The organism is Rhodoferax sp. (genome assembly GCF_030646845.1).
Classification (GTDB): Bacteria; Pseudomonadota; Gammaproteobacteria; order Burkholderiales; family Burkholderiaceae_C; genus Rhodoferax.
On sequence record NZ_JAUSLE010000001.1, the window covers coordinates 1 to 20,898 of the forward strand.

At 58.9% G+C, this 20,898-nt stretch carries 18 protein-coding genes; 9 read left to right on the top strand and 9 right to left on the bottom strand.

Annotated features, from left to right (window positions below; all coding sequences use genetic code 11):
- Together Q7T10_RS00005 and Q7T10_RS00010 are read left to right on the top strand one after the other, a co-directional pair.
- The coding region (locus tag Q7T10_RS00005; RefSeq protein WP_304744521.1) for a UDP-2,3-diacylglucosamine diphosphatase at window positions 1-543 on the top strand (543 nt) is incomplete at its 5' end.
- Window positions 544-1,114: 571 nt separating this feature from the next.
- Complete coding sequence (locus Q7T10_RS00010; protein WP_304744523.1) at window positions 1,115-2,488, top strand: alkaline phosphatase PhoX; 1,374 nt, start codon at window positions 1,115-1,117, stop codon at window positions 2,486-2,488.
- Window positions 2,489-2,733: 245 nt separating this feature from the next.
- Here Q7T10_RS00010 and Q7T10_RS00015 read toward each other — a convergent pair whose 3' ends face one another.
- Window positions 2,734-4,581: an EAL domain-containing protein gene (locus Q7T10_RS00015; protein WP_304744525.1), complete on the bottom strand. Its 1,848-nt coding sequence runs from the start codon at window positions 4,579-4,581 to the stop codon at window positions 2,734-2,736.
- A gap of 336 nt (window positions 4,582-4,917) precedes the next feature.
- On the opposite strand from Q7T10_RS00015, the gene Q7T10_RS00020 reads away from it, so the two are divergent.
- The 7 genes from Q7T10_RS00020 to Q7T10_RS00050 all read left to right on the top strand — a co-directional run bounded on the left by Q7T10_RS00020 (window position 4,918) and on the right by Q7T10_RS00050 (window position 13,433).
- Window positions 4,918-7,935, top strand: a complete 3,018-nt coding sequence (locus tag Q7T10_RS00020; protein WP_304744527.1) for an ExeM/NucH family extracellular endonuclease — start codon at window positions 4,918-4,920, stop codon at window positions 7,933-7,935.
- An 84-nt stretch (window positions 7,936-8,019) separates the two neighbouring features.
- Window positions 8,020-9,987: a bifunctional UDP-sugar hydrolase/5'-nucleotidase gene (locus Q7T10_RS00025; protein ID WP_304744529.1), complete on the top strand. Its 1,968-nt coding sequence runs from the start codon at window positions 8,020-8,022 to the stop codon at window positions 9,985-9,987.
- A 31-nt stretch (window positions 9,988-10,018) separates the two neighbouring features.
- The gene (locus Q7T10_RS00030) at window positions 10,019-10,846 is read left to right on the top strand and encodes an FxDxF family PEP-CTERM protein (RefSeq protein ID WP_304744531.1); all 828 of its coding nucleotides are present in this window, start codon (window positions 10,019-10,021) and stop codon (window positions 10,844-10,846) included.
- Between the two features lie 40 nt (window positions 10,847-10,886).
- Window positions 10,887-11,381 carry a PEP-CTERM sorting domain-containing protein gene (locus Q7T10_RS00035; RefSeq protein ID WP_304744534.1) on the top strand — a complete coding sequence of 165 codons (495 nt, stop codon included), beginning with the start codon at window positions 10,887-10,889 and terminating at the stop codon, window positions 11,379-11,381.
- Between the two features lie 188 nt (window positions 11,382-11,569).
- A complete protein-coding gene (locus tag Q7T10_RS00040; RefSeq protein ID WP_304744536.1) occupies window positions 11,570-11,830 on the top strand; it encodes a hypothetical protein in 261 nt (86 codons plus the stop codon).
- Between the two features lie 209 nt (window positions 11,831-12,039).
- Window positions 12,040-13,017: a trypsin-like serine protease gene (locus Q7T10_RS00045; RefSeq protein WP_304744538.1), complete on the top strand. Its 978-nt coding sequence runs from the start codon at window positions 12,040-12,042 to the stop codon at window positions 13,015-13,017.
- A gap of 56 nt (window positions 13,018-13,073) precedes the next feature.
- Window positions 13,074-13,433 (top strand): hypothetical protein, encoded by a 360-nt coding sequence (locus Q7T10_RS00050; RefSeq protein ID WP_304744540.1) that lies wholly within the window; start codon window positions 13,074-13,076, stop codon window positions 13,431-13,433.
- A gap of 13 nt (window positions 13,434-13,446) precedes the next feature.
- Here the strand turns inward: Q7T10_RS00050 and Q7T10_RS00055 are convergent, their stop codons facing one another.
- The 8 genes from Q7T10_RS00055 to Q7T10_RS00090 form a co-directional block, all read right to left on the bottom strand.
- Entirely contained in the window at window positions 13,447-14,574 is a 1,128-nt protein-coding gene (locus Q7T10_RS00055) for a rhomboid family intramembrane serine protease (protein WP_304744542.1), read from the bottom strand.
- 3 nt (window positions 14,575-14,577) lie between these two features.
- Window positions 14,578-14,733 (bottom strand): hypothetical protein, encoded by a 156-nt coding sequence (locus tag Q7T10_RS00060; RefSeq protein ID WP_370653698.1) that lies wholly within the window; start codon window positions 14,731-14,733, stop codon window positions 14,578-14,580.
- Between the two features lie 142 nt (window positions 14,734-14,875).
- Window positions 14,876-15,571 (bottom strand): PEP-CTERM sorting domain-containing protein, encoded by a 696-nt coding sequence (locus Q7T10_RS00065; RefSeq protein WP_304744544.1) that lies wholly within the window; start codon window positions 15,569-15,571, stop codon window positions 14,876-14,878.
- A gap of 46 nt (window positions 15,572-15,617) precedes the next feature.
- Entirely contained in the window at window positions 15,618-17,825 is a 2,208-nt protein-coding gene (locus Q7T10_RS00070; RefSeq protein ID WP_304744546.1) for a phosphocholine-specific phospholipase C, read from the bottom strand.
- A gap of 19 nt (window positions 17,826-17,844) precedes the next feature.
- A complete protein-coding gene (locus Q7T10_RS00075; RefSeq protein ID WP_304744549.1) occupies window positions 17,845-18,420 on the bottom strand; it encodes a PEP-CTERM sorting domain-containing protein in 576 nt (191 codons plus the stop codon).
- A 176-nt stretch (window positions 18,421-18,596) separates the two neighbouring features.
- Window positions 18,597-19,079, bottom strand: coding sequence for an FxDxF family PEP-CTERM protein (locus tag Q7T10_RS00080; protein WP_304744551.1), 483 nt, complete (start codon window positions 19,077-19,079; stop codon window positions 18,597-18,599).
- 187 nt (window positions 19,080-19,266) lie between these two features.
- Window positions 19,267-20,358, bottom strand: a complete 1,092-nt coding sequence (locus Q7T10_RS00085) for an NDP-sugar synthase (RefSeq protein WP_304744555.1) — start codon at window positions 20,356-20,358, stop codon at window positions 19,267-19,269.
- Window positions 20,359-20,372: 14 nt separating this feature from the next.
- Window positions 20,373-20,898 (bottom strand): GDP-mannose 4,6-dehydratase (locus Q7T10_RS00090; RefSeq protein WP_304744553.1); only part of this gene is annotated, 526 nt, incomplete at its 5' end.

The window sequence follows — 20,898 nt, forward strand, 5'->3', positions numbered from 1 at the left end:
GGCAACCACGATGAGTTTGCCCGTGGCTTCATCGGACACCAGTTTGGTGGCATTGAAGTGGTGGAGGACGCGATTCACACCACGGCCGATGGGCGAAACATCTGGGTGACACACGGCGACCTGTTTGATGGCGTCATCCAGTGTGCCAAGTGGCTGGCCTACCTGGGTGACAACCTGTATGAATTCACGCTCAAGCTCAATCGCCACCTCAACCATTGGCGGGCCCGCCTGGGGCTGCCGTACTGGTCACTCTCCGCCTACCTCAAACACAAGGTCAAGAAGGCACTGGCCTATGTCACTGACTTCGAGGTGGCGGTGGCCAATGAGGCGAAACGCCGTGGGCATCAGGGCGTCGTCTGCGGCCACATCCACCGTGCCGAAATGCGTGACATCAATGGCACGCTGTACTGCAATGACGGCGATTGGGTCGAGAGCCGCACGGCGTTGGTAGAACATCAGGACGGTCGCCTGGAGTTGGTGCAATGGGCGTCAGTGAAAGAGTCGCGGGGGCTTGGCCAGAAAGCCGCAGTGGCAACCGCCTGACAGGCCGGGACCCAAAGCGCTGCCGATACGTCGCTCATCGCCGATCTGGAAAATGTGTTCGGTCTTCTTGCCAGTCAACGCCGTTTACACGGACTGAACGGAATGTTGTTGGGTCCCTCCATTTGCACGGCAAGCTGTGGCTCGACTGGTGGATGCGCGCGACCTCAGTAGTCGCCAAGGTGGCATTAAAGCAAAAGACAAAAGACGTGTGATTTCGTTGCACAAAGCCGTCTGGAAATCGCGCCAGCATTACGTTTCAGTGGCTTCTTGGGGTCAACAGCGAAGCCAAATCGTGTTGGCTCAACAGGGCTCGGTTCATATATATCTCGCAGTATGAGCCGGATGGCTCATATTTATTTGGACAGACCGCAACAACTCTGAAATGTTGGCTTGATACCGTAGTCCCTGTACCGGGTCGATGGATGGCAAGCGCGGATTTCCTTCAAAAACGATGCTTGGATCAGCCCTTCGAAACCTTGACACTGTGTACGCCAAGAAAGGATCAGGCTTGATGGCCCGAATTCGGTACAGGCGTCACTCACTTACTCACCGTTATAAGGATATCTTTTCCATGAAGCTCAAGAAATTGTCGCTTGCCATTGCCATGGCGCTGGTCGGTTCGACCGCTTTCGCGGACGGCGCAACCTTTAGTCATTTCACACCTATGATTGGCGATGTTGGTGCCGGCACCCTGCCTGAAGCCGCCCCCTACAAGCTGTCTTCCCCGAACTTCAGCCAGATGACCATCGTGACTCGCGATGTGAATCAGACGGATCGGTTTGACAGCGGCAACTACGACATGCACACCGCGAACGAGAACGGCCCCGATGCCGGCCGTTACCTGTTCACCGTGTACGAGACCGGCCAAGCTGGCATTCAGCGCACCGATTTGCGCACCATGCTCACTACCACCATCTGGTCAGCACCCGCACCGGGCAGTCACGTGGCCTTCGATGCCTCCCGCTGGACCCCCTGGGGCAGCTTCCTCACGGCGGAGGAGTCCTGGAGCGATGCGGGCGGCCCGGTAAGCAAGTACGGCCGCCTGTTTGAAGTCACCAACCCGCTCGCCAACCCGGCTGAGATCAACATGGTGCATCGAGACATCCTGCCACGCGTATCGCACGAAGGTCTGGCATTCGACAAAAAGAATAATCTGTACTTCATCGACGAACGCAACAACAGCCACATTTTCAAGTTCACCTCGGCCAACCCGAATGCCTCCAATGGTGACGACTTCTTCGCGGCTGGTCAGACCTTCGTGCTGCGCGTTGGCGACGGTTCGGTCAAGGAAGCCGCTGGCGCTGCCACCTGGATTGCGCTGACCAATGCCAACGGTGTCGCTCTGCCCGGCGCCGTGATCGTCACTGATCCAAACGGCCTGACTGCCATCGATGGTCGGGCAACGCCGAAGCTACCGGCCTTCCTGGGCACCAAGTTCGACCGTCCTGAAGATCTGGAAATCAAGACTCTGAAAAACGGCAAGCAGATGTTGTTCGTGGCGACTACCACCAACAATAAGGTATTCGCCATCGATCTGCGCACCGACATGGTCAAGCTGTTCGTCAGCCGTGACACGAAGGACATGGCCACCGGTCAGCCGGTCGGCAGCGCCTTCAGCAGCCCCGATAACCTGGCGATTGACGCTGATGGCAACATGTACATCGTGGAAGACCAGCCCGGCGGTGTAGAAGACATCTGGTTCGTCAAGGACGACAACAATGACGGCGTGGCTGAAGCCGTCGGCAAGTGGGCCAGCCTGTCGACCGTCGGCGCGGAAAGCACCGGTTTGTACTTCGACAAGTTCAAGCCGAACGTCGCCTACGTCAACGTGCAGCACCCCGACAGCGGGGTTGATCGCACCATCATGATCACCGCGCCGTGCCCGAAGACGAAAGGCGATAACGGTCATCACGATGGCCATGACAAAGGTCACGACAAGGACTGAATGAGCTGGTTCTGATATGAACGTAAGCCCTGCAGGCGAAAGCTTGTGGGGCTTTCCTTTTTCTTGGTGCGCCCAGCATGGGCGCTATCCAGTGGGCGCTAGTCCCATCCGTAGGCTGATCGCAGCAAACGAGAGAAGCGAAACTCCATGAGGACAACTGAGTGGGGGCATCGCAGCGGTGGCCATGCCGTCGTACTTGGCACGGCATAGACACGACATGGGTAAACCTGACTCCTCGCGCCGCCCTATTTCGGCGCGGACCACCAGGTCAATATGTCAGCGGCCGGCATGGGCCGGGCGTGAAAGTAGCCCTGTATTTCGTCGCAAGCACAAGCGCTGGTTTGCTCATACTCTGCGGCCGTTTCCACCCCTTCGGCGACCACCTCCAACGAGAGACTTCTGGCGAGGGACACGATCGCTTGCACGATAGACTTGTTGGCCGGCATGTTTTCTATGCCACGGACGAAGGACTGGTCAATCTTCAGGCGATCAAAGGGGAACCGCTGTAAGTAGCTGAGGTTGGAGAAACCGGTGCCGAAATCGTCAATGGCCAGTTTGACGCCGATCCGCTTGAGCTCGCGCAGTGTGTTCAAAACGGCGTCGGCATGATGCATGGCAACGTTCTCGGTCAGCTCAAGCTCAATGTAGGCCGGATCTACTTCGGTTTCCTGAATGATCGTGCGTACTATGTCGGTGAAATCATCACGTCGGAACTGTACCGCCGAGATATTGATCGCCATGCGCAATGGCGGAATTTGAACTAAGGACCACGCGCGTTGCTGGCGGCAAGCTTCACGCAAAACCCAATTTCCGATGTCGATGATCATCCCGCTGTCTTCGGCTATTCCGATGAAGGCGGCTGGCGACAGCAGTCCACGTTGAGGGTGCTGCCAGCGGACGAGTGCCTCGACGCCTATGAGCGTTCCGCTCGCCACGTTCACCTGTGGCTGGTAGTGCAGCACCAGCTCGCCGCGGTTGATGGCGTGCCTGAGGTCTGCTTCAAGCGACAAATGATCCATCGAGTGCATTGAGAGTCCGGGTCTGTAGACACGGAAAGCGTTGCGACCGCTTGTCTTGGCTTCATACATTGCCGCATCGGCTTTGGCGAGCAGGTTGGAGCTATCTGGCTCGTCGCGTGGATAAATCGCAACGCCAAGGCTGGCGGTAACGAATACTTCACGGTCGAGAATGCTGAAGGGCATCCGAAAGGATTCGACGATTCTTTGTGCGGTGGTGTCGGCGTCGCTTGGGTGCTCCAGCTTCTGCAGAAGGACGGCAAACTCGTCGCCCCCCAGTCGTGCCACAGTGTCATTGCCGCGGATGCAGGACTCCAGCCGCTCTGCGACCGCCTGCAGGAGAATGTCGCCGAAACTGTGCCCCATCGTGTCATTGATTTGCTTGAAGCGATCCAGATCAACAAACATCAGGCCAACCAGGGTGTTGCCCCGATCAGCATCACGACAGGCCATCTGCAGGCGGTCGTTCATCAGCATTCGATTGGGGATCCGCGTCAGTTGATCATAGTGGGCCAGGTAGTAGAGTTCAGCCTGTTTGCGCTGGGTAATATGGTTGAGCAGGCCATGTCCATTGCCTACACCCAGGTATTTTTCACCTTCGGTCACGATGAATCCACTGACCATGTGCTGCATGCCGGCATCAATGATGATCGCCGCCACGTCATCAATGCTGGTGGCAGAGTCAACGACGATCGGTTGCTTGTTGATCCCTGCGGCCAACTCACCCAGTTGCTCAAGTCGCTTCTTCCCAAAAAGCTCGACGGAATAGAGGCGACTGAAGTATTCAATATAGGCGTGCCGCTCGATCAATGCGCGCGGTATGCCGATCCCATCAACCACGGGGATGGCCGATAGCGTTTCGTCTTCCAGGAACAGACTCAGTACCTCGCAGCAAAGCATCGTATCGGCCACCGGTGCCAGAACCTGGTGCAATTGCCTGACGGAAGTTGCTCCTTGTAGGTCCTTGAACTTCAGGTATGCGCTTCTTGCAAAACCCGATTTGGTCGAGTTGGCGTAAGGCAGTGGGATCAGCGGATTGGTAGGTAACGCAGTGAGGCCAGTTTCTTGAGTGAACATTAATGCTTCCGTCGGACTTGGGTGCAGAGCTTCTCAGCCTGATGTTGCAGGGTGATGACAACGGAAGACTGGATTTGACCCGTTTGCATTGGCGGATTGAGCTTCTTCAATGGATCCCGCTCTCAAATCAAGTGCAGCTTCATCCAGGGACCGGCCTTTGGTTGGCATGCTCGGCCACGATTTTCCTAGCTTGCCTGAAGGGCGGGCGCAGGTGCCGTCCGTTCGGACTATCTCCCAGAAGTCTTTTCATCGACTGCCTGTAACGAGCCGTCTCTACGATCCGTAGCAAATCGGAAGCCTTTCGGTTTCCGATGCTTGATTTTGGAGAGAGATCACATGAACCTCGATACTGATTCTTTGAATGTATGTCGCATGAGCAGGCTGGCGCGGAGCTTGATTGCCGGGCTGGCGTGCGCGGCTGGATCCGCTACCTTTGCCGCCACCGATCTCTACATCTCGGAGTATGTCGAGGGCTCGAGCAATAACAAAGCGGTGGAGATCCACAACGGTACCAGTTTGCCCGTTGATTTGACAGCTGGTGGGTACGCTTTGAAGATGTATTTCAATGCGACTCTAACCGCGGGCGCAACCGTCAACCTGACGGGAACAGTGCCGCCTGGGGGTTCATTTGTGTTGGCGAATTCGGGTGCGATTGCTGAGATTTTGGGAAAGGCCAACCAAACCATTGGTGGAAGTTGGTACAACGGCAACGACTCGGTGGTGTTGATGAAAGGCGATGTCGTCATCGATTCGATCGGCAAGATTGGCGCAAACCCCACCTCGGAGTGGGGCACGGGGCTTGTCAGCACCGCCGACAATACCTTGCGCCGCAAGACTTCCGTCACGGGCGGCGACACGAACCCCAATGATGACTTCGACCCAGCGCTGGATTGGGACGGATTTGCAAAGGATGACTTCACGGACCTGGGCGTCTACGCCGGATCCACGGGCAGCGGTGGTGATGTTGCTCCCACCGTGTCGAGTACGGTGCCTGCGAATGCGGCGAGCAATGTGGCAGTCAATGCCAGTGTGACAGTGAATTTCTCCGAGCCCGTCAGTGTCAGCGGTGCCTGGTACACCCTGAACTGTTCAAGCAGCGGCGTCAGGACCACCATGGTCAGCGGCAGCGCCTCAAGTCTTACGCTGGACCCGACAGGCGATTTCGTGGCGGGCGAGACATGCACGCTTGACGTCATGGCAGCCGGCGTCACGGATCAGGATGGCAGTCCGGATGCCATGACGTCCAATTTTGTTGCCAGCTTCTCCGTGGCGCCGGCTGCTGCGGGTTGTGACGCGCCCTACACGGCAGCCTATACGATTCAAGGCAGCACTGGCGTCAGCCCCTTGTCTGGCAGCCTGGTGACCACGCAGGGCGTGGTGGTGGGAGACTTTGAGGGACCTTCACCCGCGCTGCGCGGCTTCTATCTTCAGGATCTGGTGGGTGACAACGATCCAGCAACGTCTGACGCAGTCTTTGTCTACAACGCCGGCAATAACAATGTTCAGCTCGGCCAGGTCGTGCGTATCACCGGCGGCGTGAGTGAATACCAGAACCAGACGCAAGTCACCGCTACTGCCATTCAGCAGTGCGGTACAGGGAGCGTGGCACCGGTGGACGTGATGCTGCCGATGGCTTCGGCCGATGACTCCGAACGCTATGAGGGCATGCTGGTGCGCCTGCCACAGGCCCTGTATGTCACCGAGCACTACCAACTGGCCCGCTTCGGTCAGCTGGTACTTTCGGTCGACGGTCGCCAGGTTCAGCCCACCAACGTGGCGACGCCCGGCGCAGCCGCCATGGCAGTGCAGGCACAGAATCAACTTGGTCGCATCATTCTGGACGATGCGACAAACGCGGAGAACCCCGAGTTGATTGCATTTGGCCGAAATGGTCAGCCTCTGTCGGCCACCAATACACTTCGCGGCGGTGACAGTGCCACCGGCATAGTCGGCGTGATGACGTACACATGGAGCGGCAATGCCGCCAGTGGCAATGCCTGGCGCGTGCGCCCGCAGAACGCGTTGGATTCCAGCATGCCGTATTTCCATGCCGTGAATCCGCGGCCAGACACGGCGCCTGGCCTGGGTGGTTCACTGCGTGTGGCCGGAATGAATGTGCTGAACTACTTCAATACGTTCAACGGGTGCACCGGCGGCGTCTCAGGTACCGCGATGGATTGCCGTGGCGCCGACAACAGCACCGAATTCACGCGTCAACAGGCCAAGACCATCGCCGCCCTCGTGGGAATGGATGCCGATGTAGTGGGTCTGGTCGAGATTGAAAATGACGGTTACGGCAGCAACAGCGCCATCCGTAACCTGGTCGATGCACTGAACGCCGTGACAGCACCGGACAGCTACGCGCTGCTGGATGTGGATGCCCGCACGGCTCAGACCAATGCCATGGGCACCGATGCCATCAAGGTCGGTTTCATTTACCGCCCGGCCAGGGTCACGCCAGTGGGGACTACGGGCGCGCTCAATTCGACGGCATTCCAGAATGGCGGCGACAGTGGGCCACGGAATCGCCCGGCATTGGCCCAGGCATTTCAGCTAATCGGGGGGGCAGGTGACGGTGAGCGCTTCATTGCAGTGGTGAACCACTTCAAGAGCAAGGGCAGCGCCTGTGACGCGCCGGATGCAGGCGATGGACAGGGCAACTGCAATGGCGTGCGTGTCCAGGCTGCCAACCTGCTACGCGCGTGGCTTGCAGGCAATCCCACGGGGACCGCAGACCCGGATGTCCTGGTCATCGGGGATCTGAATGCCAATGCCAAGGAAGACCCGATCGCCGCGTTCACAAGCAATGGCTGGGTGAACCTGATCGAACTCCACGGTGGTGCAGATGCCTACAGCTATGTGTTCGATGGTCAGTGGGGCTATCTTGACCATGCCTTGGCTACCCCATCCATGGCGGCGCAAGTAACCGGTGTCGCGGACTGGCATGTCAATGCGGATGAGCCCAACGCACTCGACTACAACACCAACTACAAGAGCGCGGCGCAGATCGGCAGCCTGTATGCGGCGGACGCCTTCCGCAATTCGGATCATGATCCGGTAATTGTTGGCCTGAACCTCGTCCCGGTGGGTACGTGTACCAATCCCGACCCGTCTGCGGTCGTGATGCTGGGTGACACCAACAGCGGTGTTGTCAATCGCGCGGTTGACAAAGGCTGCACGATCGACGATCTCATCTTCGACGAGCAGGCATGGAGTAGCCAGTCGGCTTTCCTGTCGCATGTATCCCGGGTAAGTTTTGATTTGCTCAAGCTGCGAAAGATCACCTCCGCCGAACGCAGCAAGCTGATGGTCGCCGCACAGGCGTCGGGCCTGGGTGCCCCCGCCCCCAACTGACCCCGGATTTTCACGACCGGGTGGACGAGGGTCCCCCCACCTTCATCTTTCAGAAACAGAAAACGTCTTTCAGGAACCAACGAAATGAAAAAGTCACTCTTTGCAGCGCTTGTCGCTGCCGCATTTGTACCCGTTGTGGCGCAAGCTGACTGCCTGACGCCGGATACGTCCGCATCGGTCTTGGTCGGCGCCTACGATACGGGTGTCACCAACCGTGCCGTCAGCGGTGCCTGCACTATCGACGATCTCCTCAACGATGAACAGGCTTGGGGTAGTCAGCAGGCATTCCTCGCACATGCGTCCCAGGTCAGCTTTGACTTGCTCAAGCAACGAAAAATCACCGCAGTGGAGCGCAGCAAGTTGATGGCGGGTGCGCTGCAGTCCGGTGTGGGCACCACGCTGAAGATCAAGCTGATCGGTTTCAATGACTTTCACGGCTATATCAAGTCTGGCGAGGGATCGTCCAGCAATCCTGGTGTTGCACGCTTCGCCACCAAAATCAAGGAGCTGAAGGCAGTCAATCCGCTGCATGCCGTGGTTTCCGCCGGCGACATGATCGGCGCCAGCCCACTGACCTCTGCGCTGTTCAAGGATGAACCGACCATCGAAGCGATGAACCGCATCGGCATCGACTTCAACGCAGTGGGCAACCATGAATTTGACGAAGGCAAGACCGAACTGTTGCGTATGCAAAACGGTGGAAATCATCCCACTGACCTGTTCTCGGGCGTCGGCTTGGCAGCCGACCTGAAGGCAGGTGAGTTTCGCGGCGCCGAGTTCAAGTTCCTCGCTGCCAACGTGCTGGATTCCGACAACAACACCACCCTTTTCCCTGGCGTGGGCGTCAAGAACTTTCTTGGCAACAAAGTGGCATTTATTGGGATGACACTCGAGAGCACGCCGACCATCGTTTCACCCGCGGGCGTGTCCGGTCTGCAGTTCAAGGATGAGGCTGATACCGCCAATGCCCTGGTGCCGCAGATCAAGGCACAAGGCATCGAAACTATTGTGGTGTTGATTCACGAAGGTGGTTTTCCCACGATCACGTCAGGCAGTTGCACCGGTATTTCGGGTGCCATCGTCGATATCGTCAACCGGCTTGACCCCGCCATTGATCTGGTGATCTCTGGCCACACACACCAAGCCTACAGCTGCCTGATCAACAACGTTGCCGGCAAGCCCGTACGGGTCACCTCCGCGGGCCAGTACGCGCGCGCTCTGAGCGATATCGATGTCACCATCGACACCCGCACCAAGGATGCTGTGGCCATTACCGCCAGCAACATGAACGTTGGCACCAGCACCAGCGCCGTGGTACAGGACCCCAGCCTGCTGGAGGTAGTCAATCACTATGTATCCCTGTCTGCGGTGCCCGCCGCCCGCGTGGTCGGTACTATTGCTGCGACCATCACCCGAGCTGCCAATAACGCGGGGGAATCTGCGCTCGGCGACGTGATCGCCGATGCTCAACTGGCTGCCACCAGCAGTGTCAGCACCGGCGCTGCCCTGGCCGCCTTCATGAACCCAGGCGGCATCCGTGCCGATCTGCCGTTCGCTGCTGTAGGGAAGGTCAATGGCAATGTGACGTATGGCGAGGCCTTCACAGTGCAACCTTTCGGCAATTCCCTTGTGACCTTGACGGTGACCGGGGCGCAGATTTATGCGATGCTGGAACAACAGTGGGGTGTGGCACAAACCTTCCCCCGCATTCTTCAGGTGTCCGCCGGATTCGCTTACACCCATAACTTCCCGTTGCCTCTCAACGTCAACCTGACGGCTGCTGAAGGTGTGCAATTCATCAATTCGGTGCGTGGCAACAACTACGTGGTTCCCGGCTCGGTGACGATCGGTGGAGTTCCGGTGGACATGGCTGGCAGCTACCGCATTACGGTCAACAGCTTCCTGGCCGATGGGGGTGACACCTTCACCGTGCTGACCGGTGGCACAGACCGCCTGGGTGGTGAAGTGGACACCGATGCACTTGAGGCCTATTTGACGGCCAACCCCGCGGGTGTGGCTCCTGGGCCGCAAAACCGCATCACACGTCAGTGATTTCTGCTGAAACAAACCTGAGACAGGCACAATGAAAACTCAATTCAAACCCCTTCTGGCAGCCCTCTTGTTGGTGGGCCTGGCAAGCGCCGCACAGGCCGCCTATTTTGAACGGGTCGACTACCTGGCTGCCGGTGGCTACAGTGCCACGACCAATGGCGCTGCGGTCAGCGATGCTGCGATGGACTTGTCGGCCCAGTCAGGTGACGTCGCCGTGTTCGGTGCAAATGTGTTCGACACATCGTTGACCAATGGCTCGCTAACACACAGCTATGTGGCTGATGCCTACCTGACGTTTTCAGCAGGCAGTACGGATCTGTCGATGAGTCTCAGTCACTCGCTGGGCGCCACAACGTCGGATGCAATGACTGTTGCCAGTCATCAGCAGGATGCTTTCATCGATATGACGGCGGTGACGCTCAAGATTGTGGGTCAGGCCGGTGAAACCAATGGCTCCGCAGTCAATGTCAGTTTTGCGGGCAATGCAAGCGCCCTGTATGACCTCAATAGCATGGTCAACGGCGGCTACCTTGGGCTTGGCTTGTCGGTGTCACGCGGCACCGACGTGGTTGGCGAATACCTGTGGGACGTGCAGCAAAGCGGCGACCGGGCGGTGAGCTTCAGCTTCGCCGGCATAGTAGGCGAGGACCTTACCTTCAGCAGTTACATGCTCACCGGGTCAAGCCTGGCGAACGCCAGCTTTGCCCAGAGCACCTCAGCCTTTGCGCTGGCTGAAGCAGGCGCAAGTCTGAATGGCAGCTTCACGATCGCCGCTGTGCCAGAGCCGGAAACCTACGCCATGCTGTTGGCCGGTCTGGGGTTTGTGGGTTTCATGGCGCGTCGGTGCAGGAGCGCTTGAGATGTCGACGACGCAGAGGTCGCATCCTGGATCCACGCCCTTGAAGGCCAGGCTCATCGGGGCGATCGCTGCCGCGTTCGTCTCATCGTTGCCGGTATCGTCGTATGCGGAACCTTTGGTGCAAGAGGTGAGGGATGGGGTGATTGCATGGTTTGAATTTGACACGCGGTACACAGAGAGAGTCAGATTTGCTCAACGCCAAGAGGTCGCGTTCGCAGATGGACCTCTCGCTGTGACGAGCCGTGATGCAATGGATGCCTCTGGAATGCTCTCTCTCACATCTGGTCGGATCGAATTGACTGCGCGACAAGATATCGGCGGCGTTTACCGTGACGTCACGAATCTCGGCGGCAGTATTGATATCCGTGCCTTGGGCAGGGAGATGATCAACCTGTCCATTCTTTCCATTGAGGACAGGTCTTACCCAGTAGGCACCATTCTGGTCCAAAGCGTTCCTGAGCCCGACACCGATGTCATGGTGTTGGCTGGCTTGGGCTTCATTGGTTTGATGACGCGCCGTCGCAGGCCTTCCTGAGCACCGTGCTCGTTGTCAGCTGCAGAGCGGCGTTGGACTTCACCCGTTTCGGTCCACATATTTCAACTTTCAGTAAAACCTTTCACGGTCTGGCAGACAATCCCGTCCGTCTAAAATCCGGCATAGCTTCAATGCGACTGACACTGTGATTTCGTAGAAGTCTTGGTGGTTATCTGAAAGGTCAACTCATGCGTGCCATCAAAGCAGCTCGAATTCTTATTGAAAAGAATCCAGGCAGTGTGTCATCCCAGATGCTGGCCAGGCTTGTGCTTGCATTGGCGTCCGAGGCGGACTTCCCGGTCTCGGACCTCTACAAGCTCGATTACGATCATTTCAATTTGGCGTTGAAGGTTCTTGAGGAATGGCGTCTTGACCGTTACTACGCCGGTAAGGCCCGCCTGTTTGACGTCTCTGTGCAGACCACAGAGTTGGGGCCCCAGCCGAAATAGATCGTTCAGCCGGAACCCTTTGGACGTCTCCGGCGTGAATTTCGTAGTCTTTACGGCTCATGTTTCACAGGCACTGGTCGCGAACTCCGGTAATACGGTGAGAGCACACTCCCAGCAGAACTTGAACCTATTCCTGCCATGACAAAATTTTCACATTCGCACACGCCGGCCAGCCTCGTCCATTCGTCGCTGTCACTGGACTCACTACCATGAGTGCCCGGGACACAATGTCATTGATAGGCCGATACCGAGCATGGTGCGCTCTTGTTGGCACCCTTGTCGCGCCTCTGAGTGCGTTCGCGCTGGTGGGCGGCGCGGGTGTGGCTCCCAACGTTGCGGATTCGCCCTGGTCCGGTGTGGGCAGCCTCAGTGTTGGTGCCAGCAAGTTCACGGGGACCTTGATTGCACCCGGTTATGTGCTTACCGCTGCGCACGTGGTAGCCGGTGCCGATCTTTCAGAAATCAGTTTTCAGGTCAATGCGGGGACCAGTTACGCCATGTCGGCGAGCCAGGTCTTCGTTAATCCGGCTTACACCGGCAGTTCAAATGGAAATTTCCAGGGTGATCCGACCAATCATGGCGACCTCGCGATCATCAAGCTGTCCAGCGCAGTGTCTGCGGATGTGCCTGTCTATAACCTCTACACCGGCAATCTCCAAAGCAGAGACCTGACTTTCGTCAGCTACGCGGGCAGCACCACGTCCAAGAGAACCGGAGAAAATATTGCGGACGTACTGTTCGCCGATGCAGCTGGCACCAAGCACGTCTACCTTTTCGACTATGACGGTCCCGACCTTTCAACTAATCGACTCGGCGCGAATATTGCCCCCAACGGAACCCTCGGCGCAGACCGGGAAGCGTCCCTCGTCGGTGGTGACTCTGGCAGTGCCGCATTCATCGATGTGCACGGGCAATGGCAATTGGCCGGCATCAATACCTTCGAGGCCAAGTTCTCGTCCGGTCCGGCGACAAGCGGGCAGTACGGCACGGGCGGCGGAGGGATAGTTCTTTCCGCCTATTCCTCCTGGATCAACAGCGTTGTCATGACGCCCGTTCCGGAGCCTGAGACGTTCGCGATGATGCTTGCCGGGCTCGGTCTGATTGGTGGTATCGGACGTCGTCGTATGGAAGGGCGTTCAGACAGGTTTCTCGCGCCGTCACACTGCTGTACCAGAAACTCGCCATAGTGGAGGCCAGCTCGGCTGGTAAATGATGAACATCGTCATGCAGCTCTGACGAAAGCGTGAACATGAACCTGTCAATGCCACCGGGGACCCAAGCCTCCAAAGATCTCGCGGCCCTGCGTCGGGTGATCGCAGAGCTTTCTGAACGTTGTTGCCTCGACCTGGCGGACAGCTCTGTTATCAGACTCCTGATGGACGGCGATCTGCCACATCGCCAGGGGCCCACTCCGGATAGTCAGACATTTCAGGATCTGCGCGCCATGCTCACCCTTCTGTTTCGGCTGGAATCCAGCAGCAGCGAGGATCTTGGCATCGACGGCCTGCGCACCTTGTGGTGCCGGCACCGTGAAGTCCTGGCACGTTTCCAGATCGGGGAACCGGGGCCGGCCGGGCCGCGACCCGAATTCACGGGCTACTAAGCTCCGCTGGGCGTCATGGAGCGAGTATGGCCGGCCTCTTTTGGGCCAGCTCCAAAGCGTCGCGAATTCTTCCTGGGTCGTTGGCACGCAATCCGTTTGCCAGATCGCTGGCGGCGTTCGCACGGAAGCTGGCGTAGGTTTGCAGAGCTTCGAGGGTTCTGGCGGATGGGGCTGCAGAAACCGGATTGGCCGCACGCAGTGCCTCGAAACTATCTCGGTAAACGGTAGTGACGTTGGCATCAATGCTGCCAGCCAGCTGATCAAATGACAAGCCATTGCGACGACCCGTTTCAAGAATCGCATCCCAGTTCTGGCTAATGCGCTGGTCTTCATGCAAGAACTCAAGTATTGCCCCGCGGGCTCGCAACTCCTCGCCAAACAGGTAGATTGGAGGCGGAACGCGCATCACCAAAACCGCAATGCCCAAAGTCAGCGAAAACGTTGCCACCCATTGCAGGCGCTGGGGGCAGGGGCTCTCGCTGGTCCACGGCCGGGCCAGCATGCTGCCCAGCAGCGCCCCAGCCACCAAGCCGCCAGCATGCGCCGCGTTGTCGATTCCCGGCACGACAAGGCCCATGCCCAGAATCAAAAGGATAAAGACAGAAGCCGCGCCAAACAACCATCGGAACTCACCGCGGTCCACCTGCCGACGCTCTCGCCACAAGAAAACCAGCAGTGCTCCGTAGAGGCTGAAAATCGCGCCTGAGGCGCCTCCAGACACTGCCTGGTTACCCTGCACCACAAGTGAAGAAAGGTTGCCCACGACACCACTGCCGAGATACAGCATGGCAAATCGGAGACGCCCATACAAACGCTCGACCAACCGTCCCACGTCCCACAAGGCCCACATGTTCAGCGCCAGGTGCACGATGCCAAAGTGCACAAACAGGGCCGTGAAAAGCCGCCACCACTGGCCGTCCTGGGTAGCAGGCCCGAAGTTGGCCCCCCAGGCCAACTGCACGCCATTGGATGAGTGCCAAAGCCCAGCGCCATACATCAGCATGACGATGAAAGCTGCCAGGTTGAGGGCAAGCAGGCCGCTTGTAACAGGGGTGCGCCATGGACTGCTGCGCATCAGCTCCGTCAAGCTGCCCGGTTTGGGGCTGGCTTGGGTGTGTGGTGGGAGCTTGATGTCCCTCATGGATCAACTCCCGACTTTGGGCAAATGCTCACGCACCATCCAGTCCTGCCAGACCGTGGCTTTGTCGTTGGCGCACCAGATGTTCCTGGACTTTTCATTCGAATCGGCACCGAGTATGGGATACAGGAACATATGAGTCGTCAAGTCAATCAGTTTCATCGTTCTCCATTCAGTGTCAAACAATCACGGCAACCGACAACCATATCCGCTGACAATGTCAGAGCCATGACGACAGTTGGTTGGGAAAAAAAAGACTGCCAAGCAGTCTTTTTTTGAGAGTGAATGAGACTCTCGTTGTCGTTCAGGCTGAGGTGGTCTTGTTGCGGCGACGTGCAATGGCGCCCACCAGTCCCAAGCCCGCCAGCAGCATGGCGAAGGTTTCTGGTTCGGGCACTGGCGCAGCACTCACCGTGAAGGACAAATTGTCGGCATAGCCGTCGTTGTCATTGGAGGCCATACGCTCCATTGACAAGGCAAACTGGATCTGTGTGGTGTTGACCGGCACAAATCCATGGGTCTCACGGAACAGCAGGCCGGTGCTGTTGCCGCGATCTGCCGGTGTCACCGGACCCAGCTGGGCCGAGCCGATCTCCTGGTTGGCGACGTCCATGAACGACACATAGAGCAGGGCGTTGTCGCCCTGGCTGGTCCAGCCGCCCAGGTAGCCACTCAGGTCGAACGCGGTCGTGCCCTTGGCAAACGCCGTGGTGAGCGCGCTGACATCAAGCAGCTGATAGCCAACCGAGAAAGCCGAACTCTGGCCAGCGAACATCTTGCTGCCGCGATCCACCGGGCCGGGTTGGCTGGGCAAAACCCAGTTGCTGCCGTAGTCCACTGATTGAAACAGGTCGACGCCATCAAAGGCGGTCCAGCCGCTCACGTCAGCCTCGGCATTGCCATTGATGATCAGATTGCTGCCGAAGTCGACGGCATGTGCACCCAAGCTGCATGCAACAAGGGACAGTGCGGCAGCGGCACGTATTAGAGAAATTTTCATAGTTAACTCCGAAGTAAAAAGGAAAAAGTAAAAAGGGAAAAGAAGATCAGGCTTGCACGCGGTACTGATTCAGCAGGGCCGCACCTTGCAACGCCGGGTCGCTGATGGAGGCCTGGCCGGTTTCCAGATGGCCGGCAAAGCGGCGGCTGTAGTCGGCCTGGCCAGCGACTCGGACGCTGAAGTCATACCAATGCGCGCTCTCCTGCAAGGGCAAACGTAAAGTGGTGCTGCTGCGGGCTGCCAATTTATGGATCTGCGGCGCAACGGCGTAGTACTTGTTTGCCAGCAAGCTGAAGGTACAGGCGAAGCTGCCGCTGTTGGCCAGCTCAACGATCAGTTCGCCGTTGACCCCGTCCAGCGTCACCCGCACTTCGGGGTTGGGCTGGGCGGCGGCGGCCACGCGGCGAGAATTACCGGTGAAATGGCGGTGGAAGCCGTTCGGGCCCAGCACCCAGAGGTCATAGGCCCCGGTGGTGGCGGGCTGCCAGCTACCGTCGAGTTGCTTGCCGCCTTCCACCGTGTAGCGGCGTGGCAGTGCGGTCAGGTTCAGGCGGTCATACACATGGAACACAGCGGCGGCCTCGCCGGTATTGGCGAAAAGCAACTCAACGCGGGTGGAGCCGACGCGGCCGGGGTTGACCACGATGCGTGCTGTGGCATGCAACTCATAGGGCAGAGCGCGCGCCGGGCGTGGGCCAGCGGCCTGCACCGGGGCAACCAGGCTCGCAGGTGCGGGCGGAGTGGTGGTGTTGGGCAAGGCGCGGGCACGAGTGGCCAAGGCAAGTGTATTAGGCAACGTGGCGAAGAAGGCGCTGTCTTCCGGGTCGACGAAGTTGAAGGCCGAGCTCAAGTCGCCGCAAACGGCACGCCGCCAGGCGCTGATGTTTGGTTCCATCACGCCAAAGCGCTTCTCAATAAAACGGATCACCGAAGTGTGGTCATTTACCTCGGAGTTGACCCAGCCGCCCTTGCTCCAGGGTGAGATCACATACATCGGCACGCGTGGACCGACGCCGTAGGGTTTGTGTTGGTGTGTGGCGTCGGTGCCATTGAGGTGCTCGTGGTACTCGCCTGTCGTGTCCACAGTGGACGCGCCCGCCAACTGCGCTTTAGCCGGATCGGCATCCCAGCTCACATAGGACGGCGCCGCTGGTGGTGGCATGTGGTCGAAGAAGCCGTCGTTCTCGTCGAAGTTGATGAAAAAGGCCGTCTTGCTCCAGACCTCGGGGTTGGCGGTCAGCGCGTCCAGCACCTTGGCCGTGTAATCAGCGCCCTGTGCGGGGCTGGATGGCCCAGGATGCTCTGAGCCTTCGGCCGTGGCGACGATCCAGCTCACCTGCGGCAGTTTGCCCGCCAGCACGTCTTCCTTGAGCTTGTCCAAGTCCCGCGTGCTGATGCCGCGCGCCTCCAACTCTTGAGAATAGCCGGGGCGCTTGTACGCGGCATCACGGAAGGGGCGAAAGCCTGCCAACGAGTTGTCGGTGAAGTTGTCTGCCATGTTCTGGTAGACCTGCCAGCTGATGCCAGCGTCTTGCAAACGCTCGGGGTAGGTGGTCCACGTGTAGTCATCCAGGGGATTCTCGTTAAACCAGTCGTGGCTGTTGTCGGTGGACGGGCCATTGTCCTGACTAAGCGGGTCATTGGTGCCGGTCCACAGGAACAGGCGGTTGGTGTTGGTGCCACCGTGGAACGAGCAGTGGTAGTGGTCGCAGATGGTGAAGGCGTTGGCCATCGCGAACTGGAAGGGCAAATCACTCTCTTTGAAATAACCCATCGAATGGTTTGCCTTGGCCTTCGGCCAGGCGTTCATGCGCCCTTGATCCCATGCGGCCTCGGCATCGCTCCAGCTATGCGGCGTGCCGGAGACGCGCATATAGGCAAAGTTCTGTGCTGTGTTCAGATGAAACGGTGCCAGCGCCACCGGGCTTACCGCGGGACGGCCAGGCGCAGCGACTGCCGCGTTGGGCTGGACCCAGACATTCTTGCCGGCGATGCCGGTTTTGTCAGCCACCGGCACCGGGAAGGGGTCGGCAAAGCCACGCACGCCATTCAGGCTGCCAAAGTAATGGTCAAAGGAGCGGTTTTCCTGGGTCAGGATGACGATGTGCTCCACGTCCTGGATGGTGCCGGTGCGGTTGTTCGCCTGAATGGCGAGGGCTCGCTGGATAGCTGGCGGGAAGGTGGCGAGTGCAGCCGAGGCGCCGGCGGCGGAAGCCATGGTGCGCAGAAAGCTGCGGCGATCTTGTTGTGTCATGCGGGTTCTCCGGCTTGTTTCAGGCGTGTTGTTTGCGACGACGGGCAATGCTGCCGACGACCAGCAGACCGCCCAACAACATGGCATAAGTCTCGGGTTCGGGCACGGCTTGGGCGAAGCTGAAGTCGTCCATCACGTACTCGCCGTGATTGGCGCTCCTCACCATCACCGTATCGACCAGGCCGGCATAGCCGCTGGCCAGAAAACTCGGTGTAGCCGAGGGATCCAGTGTGACCGAGCTGTGCACCAGTTGACCGTTCAACAGCAGATCGAAACTCAGCACTGCGCCGCCGAGGCCGGCGAAATAGGCGCCGTCAAAGCTGGTGGACTTGCCGAAGCGGATCACGCTGCTGGCGTCATCCGCCATAAAACCGGTGGTCACGCGGCCGGTGCCGGAATGCGGCGTATAGGGTGCAGCGGGAGTGGAGAACACGATCCAGCCAGCGGTCGACCAGTCAAGGCCGCCGTAGTTCAAAGGCAGCGTGCCGTCGGCTATGTCGTCAAAGTTCAGCACCGTAGCCATGGCCGATGGCAGGCAAGCCGCCAAGGCCGCACCGGCCAGCAAGGTGCGCAGTAAATGCAGATATTTTCCCATCAGAATCCTCAAGGTTGTTGATGGGTAGAACTTTACTGAGGCAGCTTTTTAATTCGATGACAAGGTACCTGCAGAACAACAGTACCTTTAGGTAGGAAATCCTCAGGTTTGATGACAAGATGACATCCGAACGGCCTATCTACTTGCCGCCGCGGAGCGGCTTGGCCTGACGGCGTTCACGATGTGGCGGTCTTGTCGCGACGGCGCGCCAGGGCGCCCACCAGTCCCAAACCAGCCAGCAGCATGGCGAAGGTTTCGGGTTCCGGCACTGGGGTGACGGTGAACTGGGCGCCGATGAAGTTGGTGCCCCCTACCAGGCCGTCGGTCCGCAGACTGTAGTTGCCTGCCGCCAGATTTGAAAAGGTGAAGTTGGGGCCAGACCATGAGGCCAAAGTTGTGAGGGCCTGAACGGTGTTATAGACTGAAACGGAACTGAAGGTCACAGACGGCAAGGCGATCTGGAAGCCCGGTGCTATCAAGACATAAGGTGCGAAACCAACTGCACCGGTGATGTCGGAGGTTTCGGCCAGGGTGAATGAGGCCAACTCAATGTCGGCAAATGACGGGCCAGTCACCTGGACCGGGCTGGTGGACGCAGCGCTGGCTGCGAGTGAACTGAGCGCCATGATTGATGCGCTCACGAGTGCTTTGATGTTCATTGTTTTTCCCTTTTGATGTTGATGGATGACGTGCGACAAACCTAGCCATGATGCTATTTGGGCACTCCATCGGCGTCCATAGTCCGTTCGGGCTAACGCAGCGTCATGGTCCTGAAACAAAGCGTGCCGCAGCGGCATCCGCCAGACAGAACAATGAGTTCAATCAAAATGGGAAGCGCATTCTCGTTCAGGCCCTGGCATCGCCCCAGCGCAGCTGGGCGGTGTCGTCACCGCGGTACAGGGTATCGCCGTGCCGGTCGACGCAGTAGTCGGGCGAGACAATCATCTCGCTGAATCGCATGTCCGCGGCGATACGCGTGTACTCAAACAGAATGCTGCGCACCACCTTGGCGCCAGTGCGAATATGGCTGCCGTGCCCAATCCAGGCCGGCCCCGTGATGGTGGCGCCGGGCTCGATGCGCACGCTGGAGCCGATGTACACCGGGCCTTCAATCGTGACCTTGTCCCACGCAATGGAAGTGTTGAGTCCGACCCAGATGCCGGGCTTGACCTGGCGCCCGGGCATGTTGATTTCGGCCACTTCGCCGCGCAGCACGCGCTGCAAGACCGACCAGTAGTCACTGACCCGGCCGATGTCGATCCAGTTGAAGGGCAGGTTCTGGGCATAAAACGGCAGCTTCTGCTCCACCAGTTGCGGGAATAATTGCGAGCCAATGTCATAGACCTGGCCCGGGGGCACCAGCTCCAGTACCGCGGGCTCAAAAATATAGATGCCGGTGCTGGCCAGCGTGGATTTGGCCTCTGCCGGTTTGGGTTTTTCCTGAAAGGACTGGATGCGCCCGTCGGGTGCCGCCACCACAATGCCGTAGTTCTGCACGTCCGCCAGCGGCACATCAAGGGCGACCACACTGGCGATGGCGCCCTTGGCCTGGTGCTCCGCCAGTGCTGCTGTGATGTTCAGGTCAATCAGGGCATCGCCGCACAGCACCAAGGTGGTTTCATCAAAGAAGCCACCGAAGTCCTGGATGCGCCGCATGCCGCCGGCCGAGCCCATGGGACGGGGCAGGATGTCGCCATGGTCGAGAACACCCTCGTAGGAGTAGCCAATCTGCACGCCCCAGCGCCTGCCATCGCCAAAATATTTTTCAATCTTCTGGTGATGCCAGGCCACGTTGACCATGATCTCGGTGATGCCGTGGCGCGCGAGGTGCTCAATCAGATACTCCATCACCGGCTTGCCCAGAATCGGCACCATTGGCTTGGGTAAATCTTTCGTCAGTGGTCGTACCCGCGAGCCTTGGCCTGCAGCCAGAATCATCCCTTTTGCCATTGCTAGTTCACTCCATATCCATTGGGGTTCGCACTCTGCCAGCGCCACGCATCTGCGCACATGACCTCCAGCCCGCGTTCAGCGCGCCAGCCCAGCAGGGCCAAGGCCCGAGCCGGATCAGCGTAGCACGCGGATATGTCACCCGTGCGACGCGGCGCCACTATGTAAGGCACGGGCTTGCCGCTGGCTTTCTCGAAGGCGCGCACCATCTCCAGCACGCTGTAGCCCACGCCGGTGCCCAGGTTGACGGCCAGGCACTCGGCCTGCTGTTGCAGTCTTTCCAGGGCCTTGAGGTGCCCCAGCGCCAGGTCCACCACATGGATGTAGTCGCGCACACCGGTGCCGTCGGGCGTGTCGTAGTCGCTGCCCCAGATATTCAGGAACTCTCGTCGCCCCACGGCCACTTGCGCCACGAACGGCAACAGGTTGTTGGGCGTGCCTTGCGGGTCTTCGCCGATCAGGCCGCTGGCGTGGGCCCCCACCGGGTTGAAGTAGCGCAGGATGCCAATGTGCCAGGTGGGGTCGCTG

Coding starts and splice junctions, on each gene's coding strand:
- Q7T10_RS00010 (WP_304744523.1), top strand. CDS start 1,115: ATGAAGCTCAAGAAATTGTCGCTTGCCATTGCCATGGCGCTGGTCGGT.
- Q7T10_RS00015 (WP_304744525.1), bottom strand. CDS start 4,581: ATGTTCACTCAAGAAACTGGCCTCACTGCGTTACCTACCAATCCGCTG.
- Q7T10_RS00020 (WP_304744527.1), top strand. CDS start 4,918: ATGAACCTCGATACTGATTCTTTGAATGTATGTCGCATGAGCAGGCTG.
- Q7T10_RS00025 (WP_304744529.1), top strand. CDS start 8,020: ATGAAAAAGTCACTCTTTGCAGCGCTTGTCGCTGCCGCATTTGTACCC.
- Q7T10_RS00030 (WP_304744531.1), top strand. CDS start 10,019: ATGAAAACTCAATTCAAACCCCTTCTGGCAGCCCTCTTGTTGGTGGGC.
- Q7T10_RS00040 (WP_304744536.1), top strand. CDS start 11,570: ATGCGTGCCATCAAAGCAGCTCGAATTCTTATTGAAAAGAATCCAGGC.
- Q7T10_RS00045 (WP_304744538.1), top strand. CDS start 12,040: ATGAGTGCCCGGGACACAATGTCATTGATAGGCCGATACCGAGCATGG.
- Q7T10_RS00055 (WP_304744542.1), bottom strand. CDS start 14,574: ATGAGGGACATCAAGCTCCCACCACACACCCAAGCCAGCCCCAAACCG.
- Q7T10_RS00060 (WP_370653698.1), bottom strand. CDS start 14,733: ATGAAACTGATTGACTTGACGACTCATATGTTCCTGTATCCCATACTC.
- Q7T10_RS00065 (WP_304744544.1), bottom strand. CDS start 15,571: ATGAAAATTTCTCTAATACGTGCCGCTGCCGCACTGTCCCTTGTTGCA.
- Q7T10_RS00070 (WP_304744546.1), bottom strand. CDS start 17,825: ATGACACAACAAGATCGCCGCAGCTTTCTGCGCACCATGGCTTCCGCC.
- Q7T10_RS00075 (WP_304744549.1), bottom strand. CDS start 18,420: ATGGGAAAATATCTGCATTTACTGCGCACCTTGCTGGCCGGTGCGGCC.
- Q7T10_RS00080 (WP_304744551.1), bottom strand. CDS start 19,079: ATGAACATCAAAGCACTCGTGAGCGCATCAATCATGGCGCTCAGTTCA.
- Q7T10_RS00085 (WP_304744555.1), bottom strand. CDS start 20,358: ATGATTCTGGCTGCAGGCCAAGGCTCGCGGGTACGACCACTGACGAAA.